General features: G+C 70.2%; 8 protein-coding genes. 7 read left to right on the forward strand and 1 reads right to left on the reverse strand.

Annotated elements, in window-relative coordinates:
• Positions 1-302: 302 nt before the first annotated feature.
• On the reverse strand, positions 303-2729 hold the full coding sequence (locus QSK35_RS00830) for an ATP-binding protein (protein ID WP_285741230.1): 2427 nt from the start codon (positions 2727-2729) through the stop codon (positions 303-305).
• A gap of 357 nt (positions 2730-3086) precedes the next feature.
• Between QSK35_RS00830 and QSK35_RS00835 the strand changes: the two genes are divergently transcribed.
• From QSK35_RS00835 to QSK35_RS00865, 7 genes are all read left to right on the forward strand, one after another.
• Positions 3087-4235 carry a cytochrome P450 gene (locus tag QSK35_RS00835; protein WP_285741231.1) on the forward strand — a complete coding sequence of 383 codons (1149 nt, stop codon included), beginning with the start codon at positions 3087-3089 and terminating at the stop codon, positions 4233-4235.
• 30 nt (positions 4236-4265) lie between these two features.
• On the forward strand, positions 4266-6686 hold the full coding sequence (locus QSK35_RS00840; protein ID WP_285741232.1) for an ATP-binding protein: 2421 nt from the start codon (positions 4266-4268) through the stop codon (positions 6684-6686).
• A gap of 238 nt (positions 6687-6924) precedes the next feature.
• Complete coding sequence (locus QSK35_RS00845; RefSeq protein WP_285741233.1) at positions 6925-8079, forward strand: LeuA family protein; 1155 nt, start codon at positions 6925-6927, stop codon at positions 8077-8079.
• Entirely contained in the window at positions 8076-9455 is a 1380-nt protein-coding gene (gene leuC / locus QSK35_RS00850) for a 3-isopropylmalate dehydratase large subunit (protein ID WP_285741234.1), read from the forward strand. The genes QSK35_RS00845 and leuC overlap by 4 nt, the downstream gene beginning before the upstream one ends.
• Before the next feature lie 8 nt (positions 9456-9463).
• Positions 9464-10072, forward strand: coding sequence for a 3-isopropylmalate dehydratase small subunit (gene leuD / locus QSK35_RS00855; protein ID WP_502881619.1), 609 nt, complete (start codon positions 9464-9466; stop codon positions 10070-10072).
• Positions 10069-11193, forward strand: a complete 1125-nt coding sequence (locus tag QSK35_RS00860; protein ID WP_285741236.1) for a pyridoxal phosphate-dependent aminotransferase — start codon at positions 10069-10071, stop codon at positions 11191-11193. The genes leuD and QSK35_RS00860 overlap by 4 nt, the downstream gene beginning before the upstream one ends.
• A complete protein-coding gene (locus QSK35_RS00865) occupies positions 11181-12206 on the forward strand; it encodes an isocitrate/isopropylmalate dehydrogenase family protein (protein ID WP_285741237.1) in 1026 nt (341 codons plus the stop codon). Before QSK35_RS00860 ends, QSK35_RS00865 begins: the two co-directional genes overlap by 13 nt.
• Positions 12207-12236 lie beyond the last annotated feature (30 nt).

Below are 12236 nucleotides of genomic sequence, written 5' to 3' on the forward strand. Positions count from 1 at the left end.
CGGTGTGTCCGCATGGCGGTGGATCTGTCGGTACGCCGACATGATGCCCCAAGGCGATGCCTGCGCTTGCTGGTGTCCAGGCGTGCCACCGGCCGCGCATTCTCCAACACCGCCTCGCGGGGTCGGCGGGCTCGTGAGCAGGTACTACCGCGGCCTCAGCCAGCGGTCGCAGGCGGCATGGTCTATGCCCGTCCGACGGCGGAGGCAGGGGCACGATGGTCTCTCTGCCGCCTTTGCCGTGCGCGAGCAGTGCGCGGCGCACGGTGGCGGGTTTCCCGCGATCGTGCGGGACCGTCGGCCGGTCACACCTGGCGTGCGCCGGTCACCCACGCGGCGATGTGCGCCCTGCTGCGCAGGTCGAGCTTGGTCCGGATGCTCTCCAGGTGACTGGCCACCGTGCGGGCCGAAACGCCGAGCCTGACGGCGATCGCCCGGTTGGTCAGCCCGTCGGCGACCAGGTTCGCGACCTCCTGCTCGCGTGCGCTGAGCACGGGGGAGTCGTGGTCGTCGAGCGCGTAGGCGATGGTTTGGTCGAGCGTCATCTTCGCGCCCTCGCTGAAGAAGGCGTCCGCGGTCGCCGGATCGAAGGCCGACCGCGCCACTGACAGGGCGGTGGCGCAAAGGGTGTTCCACCACGGAGAGCCGATGTCTCCGCCATCCCGTTGCGCGTTCTTCGCGGCACCGAACAGGCGTAGCGCGACGTCCGGTCTACCTCGGTGGGCCGCGACGGCAGCGGTGCTCTTCAACCCCACGACGATCCCGTGGGAGTCATCGAGCGAAAGCGCCACGCTGAACCATGCCGCCGCGCGGTCGTAGTCCTGCCGCTGCAAAGCGATGCTCCCGGCGGTGTTGACCAGATCGCACATGATGACGGTATCCGTGGACTGCGTGGCGATGGCGGCAAGTCCTTCGTCGATCGCGTCCTGCGCCTCGTCCAGCCGGCCGTGTTGTGCGTACTCCAACGCGATCAGCGAATGGGTCGCCGCGAGAAGGCGAGGCTCGTTCTGCGCACGCGCGTTCGCGAGTAACTCCGGGAGCAGTCGCGTCATCGCGTCTCTGTCACGAAGTCGTTCGAGGGTGATCGCCAGTGCGTGTAACGCGCGGTATTCCAGCCACCGGTTCCCGGCCTTCCTGGCATCAGCGACCGCGCGGCCGCCGGCTTCACGCGCGAGATCGTAGTCTCCGCTGCAGATCAGTTCGTTGCACAGTTCGATGTGGAGGATGGCGGTGCCCAGGATCGAACGTTGCCGAGCCAGTGCGTCCTCGATCAAGCGACGGCTGCCGTTGCGGGACAAGGTCAGCCTCCGCGCCGACACGAGTGCCGCGACGAGGTTCGCGTACCGTTCGTCGTCGGCCGGGGTGGCCAGTGTGATCGCGTACTCGAGGTTGTGCCGGTGGCCGCGGCGTTTGGTCCGTTGCTCCGGACGCGTCATACCTTCCGGCTTCGGTATCCCCGCGGACAGCTGAGCGAGCAGGTCGGCGAAGCGGCTCGCGGTGGCGTCCCATTCGCCGCGGCGTCGTGACTCGGCGCGGCCGAAGAGGCGCAACGACTCCAGAACGCGCAGCCGCTCGTTGTCCGCGACCACCAACGACTTCGCCACGAGAGCGGTGAGCCCGGTCCACAGTTCGGCGGCGCTCAGCCCGAGATCCGAGCACACCACGGCCGCGTCACTCCGGCCGAAACCGTCGGCGAACACGGAGATCCTGCGGAAGACGGCCTGCTCGGTCTCCGTTGCCAGGTCGTAGCTCCACTCGATCGTCGCGGCCAGACTCCGGTGCCGCTCCGGCGCGGTCCGGGGCCCTCCCGACAGCAGCGTCAGCCGTTCGTCGAGGCACGCGACGAGCTCGGCCGGAGGCAGCACGGCGACCTGCCGCGCCGCGAGTTCGATCGCCAGGGGCAGCCCGTCGAGCCGCCGGCACAGATCCGCGACCACGACCTCGAGCTCACCGGTCAGCTGGAAGTCCGGAGCGGCGCCGCGCGCACGGTCGGCGAACAGCGCCAACGCGGGATCACGAGGCAGCGAGGCGAGTGGGAGGACCTGCTCCCCGGCTGTGTTCATCCGTTCCCTGCTGGTCGCCAGGATCGCCAGCTCGCCGCCCGCCGCCCCGAGCCGGGTGACGAGCCGGCCGCACGCGTCGACGACGTGCTCACAGTTGTCGAGCACGAGCAGCAGGCGCCCGGATCCGCGCATGTCCGAGAGGACGTCGACCGGGTCCGTCCCGATAACGGCCGCCACGGCCTCGTCGACACCGGCGCCGGTGTCCAGCGCCGCCAGTTCGACCCACCACACCCGGCCGAACGCCGGGGCGCACTGCTGGACGTACTCCGCGGCGAGCCGGGTCTTGCCGATTCCGCCCGGACCGGTCACCGTGACGAGTTTCCGGTGGGGCAGGAGGCGCCGAAGCTCGGCGAGCTCACGCCGGCGACCGACGAACTGGTCGGGCACCTGCACCGGCAGAACGGTCGCATGGGACTGCTGGGTCGCGGGCGACCGCGGTTGCCGGCCGGAGGCGAACTGGTCGTGCAGCGTGGCGGTGGCGATGCGGAGCGCGGACGAGAGGGTCCGCCACGAGACGCCGCTCTCGCGTGCCCCGGACACCGCATCCCGGAGAGCCCCGGCGGTGGCGCGCTGCAACTCGGCCAGCGCCGCCGCACGCTCGGTCTCGTCCGCCGCTTCCGCCACCCGCGTGACCAATGCTCTGAGTGTGGCGACGTGATCGTTCGACATGTCTGCTCCCTCGAATGCGCAGAATCTGCCACGGATTCGTGACGCACTCCAAAATTGCGTCTCGTTAGGAAACCGGCGCTACCAGTGCAATTCGTAGTGACCGGGAAAGACCGACAGCTAATCGAGAGGTTGCCACTCGTCGTTCGGTTTTCGAACATGGTGTGCGGTCTCACTTGGCCGTAGGGCTGACCTGCATAAAGTGTGGACAATGCGCCTGTTGCACACCTTGCCGATGTCGTGGGAGCGTGTCCGTGGTCTTGTTGCCGACGAATTATGGACGTCATTCCAGTGGGGGTGTTGATGACGCACGCGAGCAGTCCGCCTGTCATGCCGGAGGCGAATGGGGACCGCAATGCCATGCTCGACTGGTTTCGCACGATGCGGGAGCGGTGGCCGATCAACTGGTTGCCCGAGCGTCGGCTGTGCCACCTGTTCCGCTATTCCGACATTCTCTCGGTGCTCGCGGATCCGGCTACCTTCTCGTCCAACCTGCGCATGGCGCCGGACCAGGACATCTTCCGGCCGTTCGCGAAGGGCAACTTCCTTTTCATGGACGCGCCGCGGCATCGTGAGCTGCGTGGCCTGGTGAACCAGGCGTTCACGGCACGGGCCATCGCGGACAAACGACCGCGAATCGCGGCGGCGGCGAACGATCTGCTCGACACGCTGCACGAGCAACCCGCGGACCTGGCCACCGGGTTCGCCTATCCGCTGCCGACGGCCATCATCTCCGACGTTCTCGGGATCCCGGCCGGCGAGCGCGCCCAGTTCCACCGGTGGACCGACACGTTCCTGACCGCCTCGCGGGACGCCGAGATCGACAACATGTTCGCGGACGCCTTCGTCGAGGCCGTCCGCGACTCCGTGGCCGAGATGAACGCGTACCTGAGCGACCAGGTCCGGCAGCGGCGCGCCGCCCAGCGAGAAGACCTGCTCGGGGCACTGGTGGCCGCGGAGGTCGACGGCATGCGGCTGGACGACGAGGAGATCGTCGGCGTCGTGGCGTTGTTGATGCAGGCCGGGCACTCGACCACCGCGATGCTGATCTGCAACACCCTGCTGGCGCTGGACGACAACCCGGACGCCTTCGCCGAGGTGCGCGCGAGGCCGGAGCGGCTGGCGGCGGTGGTCGACGAGGCGATGCGGTTCAGCGTGCCCACACCGGAGACGATGCGGATCACCACGCGTGAGGTGGAGCTCGGTGGTAACACCCTCCCCGCGGGCACCGTGGTGGTCCTCTGGCTGGCGTCGGCCAACCGCGACGAGACGGTGTTCACCGAACCCGACCGGTTCGACCCCCGCCGCACGCCGAACCCGCACATCGGCTTCGGGCAAGGAGTGCATTTCTGCCTCGGTTCGTCCCTGGCGCTGCAGGAGGCCACCGTCGCGCTGGAGACGCTGTTGTCGCGGTACTCGGAGATCGTCGTCGACCGCGACGCGGTGGAGGTCTACCAGACCGACTCGCTGCTGGCCGTCCGGAGGCTGCCGGTCTTCCTGCGACCCTGACGGCACGGGGGAGGACTGTCCAATGTGGTCGTGCGACGGTGGCCGGCGTTGAGCGCGGGGTGTGCGGAGTGCGACCGGATCCGGCGCGAGAACGCGGGCCGGCCGGTCCGGTACTGCTCGAACGCGTGCCGCCAGCGAGCGTATCGGCAGCGGACGAAGACTCCGGGGGCCGATGGATCCGCCGCGGTGGGCATGATCGCGCTGACGAGCTTCGTCGGGCGGGCCATCGAGCTGGGCGAGGTGGAGCGCCTGCTGCGGTCCAACCGCCTGGTCACCGTGGTCGGGCCCTTCGGTGTCGGCAAGACCCGGCTGGCGGCCGAGGTCGCGGGGCGGGCCTGCCGGGCCGGGCGGGCGGAGGTGGCCGTCGTGGAACTCGCCTCGGCGACGGGCCCCGATGGGCTGGCTCGCGCCATGGCCGCCACCTGGGGACTGCTGGAACCGCCGGGTGTGTCGGTGGTCGAGGCACTCGTCGCCAAGCTGAGCGGGCGGCAGGTCCAGCTCGTGCTGGATAACTGCGAGCACCTGCTCGGCGAATGCGCCTCGCTGCTGAGCGAGCTGCTTCCCCGGCTTGCGGGGCTCACCGTGCTGGCGACCAGCCGGGAGCCGCTGCGCCTTCCCGGCGAGGTGGTGTTCTCCCTCGCCGGGCTGCCGAGTCCGGCCGTCATCGGCGGTCTGTCGTTCGCCGACTCGCTCGGGTTCGACGCCGTACGTCTCTTCGTCGACCGCGCGCGGGCGGTGCGGCCGGAGCTCGGCTTCACCGACGCCGACGCCGAGAGCATCGTCACCGTGTGCGTGCGGCTCGACGGGGTTCCGCTGGCGATCGAGCTGGCCGCGCGGCTGATGCGGACGTACCGGCTCGTCGAGATCAGGGACCGCCTCGACGACCGGCTGAAGCTGTTCACCGGCGGCTGGCGGACGTCCGATCGACGGCACCACAGCCTCCGTGGCGCGATCCGGTGGAGTTACGACCTGCTCTCCCCGGACGAGCAGGCGTTGTTCCGCAGGTTGTCCTTCCTGCCGGGCCGGTTCGACGCCGAGGCCGCCGAGCTCGTCGCGGATTCCGTGTCCGGGCGGTCTTCGGCCCTGGAGACGCTGAGTTCACTCGAGGCCAAGTCACTGATCCGGGCCCGGCCCGACATCGGAGGGTTCGACATGCTCGAGTCGATCCGCTGCTTCGGGCGGGAGCGGCTCGCGGAACACGGGGAAGAAGACCAAGCGGCAGAGAGGTTGCTCGGCTGGCTGGTCAAGCTGGTGAGCCCGCTGATGGACAACGTCTCGGCGCCGGTCGGCCTGCTCACCCGCCTGCAGCAGCACCACGAGAATCTCGCGCACGTGTTCAGGTGGCTCGGCGACGGCGAGGACGAACGCCGGCTGCTCGTGGCCGTCGCGATGGTCGTGAGCCGGCTGAGCCTCGGCTATTCGGGGCTGCGTGGGCAGCAGCTGATCGACGCGATCGGCCGGGTCACACCGTCGTCGCGATACCGCAGTCTCGCGATCGGAAGCGCCGCGTGGCTGGCGCTCTGCGAGGGCGACAACGACCTGGCACCTCAGCTCATCCGGGTGGCGGTCGAGACCGAGCGGGCGGGCGAATGCCGCCCGGCGGTCCTCGGACGGTTGTTGCTGCAGCAGAGCCACATCGCGAGGCGCTCGGGCGATGCGGACACCACGGTCATCGCGCTGCGCGACGCCGCCGACTGCTGCCGCGAGATCGGCGACCGGCTGGGCCTCGCGTTGTGCGCCAACGACCTGGCGTGGGAGCTGCTGGACCGGGCCGACGTCGATCGGGCCAAAGCATTGTCCGACATGGCGCGTGCCTACATCGAGACCACCGAAGTGGCACCGGCGGACCTTCGCTCCGCGGTGTTCCATACCGCCGGGGTGATCGCGCTCGAGCTCGGCGACCTCAGCGGCGCCGAGGCGAGGTTCTCCACGGCCCTGCGCGCCGCGGTGACCGGGTTGGAGCACGCCGACGCGATCGAGGGGATCGCCATCGTCGCACTGCGCACCGGGAGGTTCGAGCGCGGGCTCCTGCTCGCCGGCGCCGTCACAGTGTTCACGGACCGGACTTCCTGGCGCGACACGTGGTGCGCCAAGCGGCTGACGCGGGCACTCGAGCTCGCGCGCGACGCGCTCCCCGAGCGGCGGCGGACCGCGCTCGTCGCGGAGGGCGCCCGTCTCGATCCCCGCAAAGCGGTGGACCACGCGCTGGAGTCCCAGAGCTCCCACCCGGCCGAGGAGCCCCAGGTGACCGCGCTCAACACCAGGGAGTGGGCGGTCGTCGACCTGGTCGCCAGAGGGCTGAACAACCACCAGATAGCGGGAAAGCTGCATCTGTCCGTGAGCACTGTGGAAAAACATGTCCGCAAGATCCGTGGCACCTTCGGGTTGCGGTCGCGCGCGCAGATCGCCGCGTGGGCGGTGCGGCACCGGCGGTTCGCCGATCACACCTGACCGTTCGCGTGGCCAGTGAAACCTCAGGCACCGTCCCAATTGGAACGGTGCCTGTTCGCGTCTACCAGGGAAATCGACTTCGATCCCTTGCGGCACAGTGAAAGAACCTCCGTAACGCTGGTGTTCCTCATTGCCGGTGACGGACTGATCCGGCGATTCTTGAGTGTGAAGAACACGCCGGCGACACACGGTCCATTGTGGAGCTGAGTCGTACTTTCCCGAACTCGGAGGTGTACCCATGACGAACAAGCCGCGCCGGATTTCCTTCTTCGACGCCACCTTGCGCGACGGCGAGCAGGCGCCGGGCAACGCGATGTCGCCCGAGCAGAAGGTGGACATCGCGCTGAAGATGGAAGCGCTCGGCGTCGACGTCATCGAGGCCGGGTTCCCCGGTTCTTCACCCGCGGACTTCAAGGCGACGCGGCTGATCGCCGAGACACTGACGAGGATACGGTTCGCCACGTTCAACCGGGCCAGCGTCCACGACGTCCGGCTGTCCATGGAGGCCGTCGGTGTGCGGCCGAACCACCAGATCCAGATCTGCGGCACCGGCAGCGACGTGCACCTGGTCCACAAGCGTGGGATCACGAGGGCCGAGGCGATCGCCGAGGTGGACGAGTCGTTGCGGCTGGCCGCGGAGCTCGGTGCCGAGGACATCTCGTTCGGTGTCGAGGACGCGAGCCGCGGTGAGTACGACTTCATCCACGCGCTCGTCGACACGGCACTGGAGGCCGGGGCGCGCACGATCATCCTCGCCGACACCACCGGATGCGCGACGCCGCAGGAGTACGGCGACCTGTGCGCCGCCGTGCGGTCGTGGATCCCGGACGACGTGGTGTTGTCCACGCACTGCCACGACGATCTCGGCCTGGCGCTGGCGAACGCGATCGCGGGTATCCAGGCCGGTGCCGACGAGGTTCAGGTGACGCTGGGCGGCATCGGTGAGCGCGCGGGCAACACCCCGCTGGAGGAGCTGGCCGCCGTGCTGTCGTACAAGAGCGACTGGCTCGGTGCCACCACCAGCCTGCGCACCGAGGGCCTGTACGACGCTTACCGGCTGCTGTCCGACTGCATCTCGCTGCCCGAGATCCGCAACAAGGCGATCGTCGGGCGCAACTCGTTCGCCACGGAGGCGGGCATCCATCAGGCCGGCATGCTGCGCAACCCGGTGACCTACGAGTACATCGAGCCCGAGCGGTTCGGCCGCGAGCGCGAGCTCGTCGTCGGCAGGCACTCCGGACGCGCGATCCTGCGTCACGTGCTCGGCGGGGACGCCGACGAGGTGCTCGTGAACCGCTTGTACGAGGAGCACATCGCCAACCGCGAGCACGGCGGCTTCGAGTCGCTCGAGATGCTTCGCGACCGGGTCCGCGGTGCGGTGACGGCGCAGTGAGCGGTCCCGTGACGCTGGTGGACAAGGTGTGGACCTCCCACGTGGTCCGCTCCGCGCAGGGCGAGCCCGACCTGCTGTACGTCGACATGCACCTGGTCCACGAGGCCACGTCGGCGCAGGCGTTCGACGGACTCGGCCAGCGGGGCCGCAAGGTGCGGCGCCCGGACCTGACGCTGGCCGTCGAGGACCACAACGTGCCGACCGACACCCTGCTGATCCGGGATCCGGTGAGCGCGCTGCAGGTGTCGACGTTGCGCCGCAACTGCGCCGACCACGGGATCCTCCTGTTCGAGCACGGACATCGCCGGCAGGGCATCGTGCACGTCGTCGGGCCGGAGCTGGGCCTGGTGCAGCCCGGCATGACGGTCGTGTGCGGGGACAGCCACACCTCGACGCACGGCGCGTTCGGCGCGCTGGCGTTCGGGGTCGGCACCAGCGACGTCGAGCACGTCCTGGCGACGCAGACCGTTGCGGTGCAACGACCTTCGACGATGGCGGTCGAGTTCACCGGCATGCCGGCCGCGTCGGTCACCGCCAAGGACCTGATGCTCGCGCTGATCGCGCGGATCGGCACCAACGGCGCGCGCGGGCACGTCATCGAGTACCGCGGCGAGGTCGTCTCCCGGCTCTCCATGGAGAGCCGGATGACCCTGTGCAACCTGAGCATCGAGGCGGGCGCCCGCGCGGGCCTGATCGCGCCGGACGACACCACCTTCGCCTACCTGGCCGGACGACCCGGCGCACCCGAGGCATGGGACGACGCCGTCGCACACTGGCGGGGTCTGCGCAGCGACCCCGGCGCGGTGTTCGACCGCACGGTCACGCTGGACTGTTCGGAGCTGAGCCCGTACGTGACCTGGGGCACGAACCCCGGCCAGGCGGTGCCGCTGTCCGGGCGGGTGCCGGAGCCCGAGTCCTTTGTGGACCCCGCGTCGGCGCGGCGCGCCCTGGAGTACATGTGTCTGCGTCCCGGAACGAGGATGCGGGACATCGAGATCGACATCGTGTTCATCGGTTCGTGCACCAACGGCCGCCTCGAGGACTTGCGCGCGGCGGCCGACGTGCTGCGCGGACGGCGTGTCACCACCAGGACCCTGGTGGTGCCCGGCTCGATGGCGGTGCGCGCCGCGGCCGAGGCGGAGGGACTGCACGAGGTCTTCCGCGCCGCGGGCGCCGAATGGCGGCTCCCCGGCTGCTCGATGTGCCTCGGGATGAACACCGACCGGGTGCGCGGCGCGCTGCGCACCGCGTCGACGTCGAACCGGAACTTCGAGGGCAGACAGGGGACGCGGGCGCGGACGCACCTGGTGTCGCCCGCCGTCGCCGCGGCCACCGCGGTCGCCGGCCGCCTCGCCCTGCCCGATGACATCTCATGAGGACGACTGTGCAGCCACTCATCGAACACACCGGCACCACGATGGTGCTCGCACGCAGCGACGTCGACACCGACCAGATCATCCCGGCGGACTACTGCCGCAAGGTGACCAGGACGGGCTACGCTGACGCGTTGTTCGCCCGCTGGCGCGCCGATCCCGGCTTCGTGCTGAACGACCCCGAACGCGCGGGCGCGACGGTGCTGGTGGCAGGACGGGACTTCGGTACCGGGAGCTCGCGGGAGCACGCCGTGTGGGCGTTGCGGGACTGGGGTTTCGTCGCGGTCATCGCTTCGAGCTTCGGTGACATCTTCCGCGGCAACGCGCCGAAGAACGGTCTGGTCCCGGTGATGCTGCCCGAGGACGCGGTGGGCGTGCTGGCCGCGGCGAGCACTGCGAACCCGCGGCTGCGGATCACCATCGACCTGGAGCGCATGGAGGTCCGAGGCCCGTCCCGCTGGCCGTTCGAACTGGAGCCGCGAGCGCGTGAGCTGCTGCTCAACGGGTTCGACGACGTCGACCTCACGCTGAGCCACGAGGCCGGGATCAGCGCCTACGAGGGCGACCGGCCTCGCCGGCTGCCGGCGATCGGCCCCGCGTTCCTGGAAGCGGACGCGTGAGCCGGACCTCGGCGCGGGCCGGGCTGCTGGGCGGAAGCGGACTGGTCGAGCTGCTGCGCCGGTCCGCCGGAATGGACGCCGTCGACCTCGCGCTCGGCGTGCCCGGCGTGCCCGCCCCGCCCGCGGGGCTGGTCGCCGCGGCCGGGTTCGCGTTGCTGCGCGGCGACCACCACCAGTACGCGGACCCGGCCGGGCATCCCTTGTTACGCCAACGCATCGCGGACTCGCTGGGCACCGAGGAGGACGAGATCACCGTCACCGTGGGGAGCACCGAGGGGCTCGCCGTCGCGCTGCTGTCCCTTGTGGACCCCGGCGACGAGGTCATCATGCTCGAGCCGTACTACGAGAACTTCGTCAACGCCGTTCTGCTGGCGGGTGGGGTGCCCCGGTTCGTCCGGCTGCACCGGCCGGGCTGGTGCTTCGACTCGGCGGAGCTCGCCGCCGCGTTCGGGCCACGCACCCGCGCGATGATCGTCAACTCGCCCGGCAACCCGACCGGCCGGGTGTTCTCCGGGGCGGAACTGGACGAGATCGCCGCGCTGTGCGAGAAGTGGGATGTCACGGTCGTGTCCGACGAGGTCTACTCGTCGTACGTGTTCGAGGGCGTGCACACCTCCGCCGCCGACGTACCCGCATTGCGGGACCGGTACGTGATCGTCGACTCGCTGTCCAAGAGTCACGCGGTGAGCGGCTGGCGGCTCGGCTACCTGCGCGCCCCGAAATCGTTGACGACCGTGCTGCGCCGGGTGCACGAGGCGACGACCGCGGGCGCCGCCGCGCCGCTGCAGCTGGCCGCCGCCCGTGCACTGCCGCGGGAGTGGTTCCCCGCGGAGGAGATGCGCCGCCGCCGGGACACGGTGGCCCGCCTCTTCGCCGAGTGCGGTCTGGCGGTGGATCCGGGGCAGGGCGGTGTCTTCCTCACGGCGGGCCTCGGGGGCGCGGACAGCCGTTCGTTCGCGCGGCAGCTGCTCGAACGGACGGGCGTGCTGGTCGCGCCGGGAAGCCTCTTCGTGTCGGAGGATCACCGGGGCGACTTCGTGCGCGTCGCGTTCAACCGCACGCGGGAAGTGCTCGACACGGCTGCGACACGGCTGCGGAAGGTGGCCGCGTGTCCCGGGTAGCGGTGATTCCGGGCGACGGCATCGGACCCGAGGTGACCGAGCAGGCGCTGGGCACGGTGGCGTCGCTGGGGCTCGACATCGAGTTCGACGTGCTCGACCACGTCAACGCCAGCACGTTCCTGCGCACCGGCAGCGCATTGTCCGATGCGGACTTCCGGCGCGTCGCGCGCGGTGACTCGGCGCTGCTCGGTGCCGTCGGCGATCCTCGGGTGACTTCCCCCGAGTACGCGCGCGGCGTCCTGCTGCGCCTGCGGTCCGGGCTCGACCTGTACGTGAACCAGCGCCCGGCGCGGCTGCCGCACGACGACCTGAGCCCGTTGCGGGATCCGGCGAAGCGCGGGATCGACTGCATCGTGGTGCGCGAGAACACCGAAGGGCTCTACAGCGGAGTCGGGGGCGCGCTGCACGTGGCGTCCGGCCACGAGGTCGCGATCGACACCGAGATCAGCACGGCCCGTGGCGTGAGCCGGATCATCGACCACGCGTTCGGCATCGCCCGCCGTTCGGTGTGCATGGTCGACAAGTCCAATGCCGTGCCGTCCGGTGGCGCCTTGTGGCAACGCACATGGCGTTCGATCGCCGACCGGCATCCGGATGTCGTCTCATGGCACCTGTACGCCGACGTCGCCGCGATGCGGCTGGTGAGCGACCCCGGCGAGTTCGACGTGATCGTCACGAACAACTCGTTCGGCGATGTGCTGAGCGATCTCGCCGCAGAGGTGGCCGGCGGGCTCGGCACGGCGGCGTCGATCAACCTCAACCCGGGGAGCGGATTCGCGCTGTGCGAACCGGTTCACGGCAGCGCGCCCGCCATCGTGGGTACCGGGACCGCCAACCCGATCGGCGCGATCCTCAGCGCCGCCCTGCTCGTCGGGCACCTCGGGCACCCGGCGGAGGCGGAGGCGATCCGGGCGGCGGTGGATCGGGCGATCGCCGCGGGCCGCAGAACACCGGACCTCGGTGGCTCGCTCTCGACCCAGCAGGCGGGCGACGCGGTGCGCGCCGAACTGTGACCCCTTTCGTGACAAGGACTTCAAGGGTGG

The organism is Lentzea sp. NBRC 105346 (assembly GCF_030269605.1).
GTDB lineage: Bacteria > Actinomycetota > Actinomycetes > Mycobacteriales > Pseudonocardiaceae > Lentzea.

Excerpts from the sequence above, each read along its gene's own strand:
- QSK35_RS00830 (WP_285741230.1), bottom strand. The coding sequence starts at position 2,729 with ATGTCGAACGATCACGTCGCCACACTCAGAGCATTGGTCACGCGGGTG.
- QSK35_RS00835 (WP_285741231.1), top strand. The coding sequence starts at position 3,087 with ATGCTCGACTGGTTTCGCACGATGCGGGAGCGGTGGCCGATCAACTGG.
- QSK35_RS00845 (WP_285741233.1), top strand. The coding sequence starts at position 6,925 with ATGACGAACAAGCCGCGCCGGATTTCCTTCTTCGACGCCACCTTGCGC.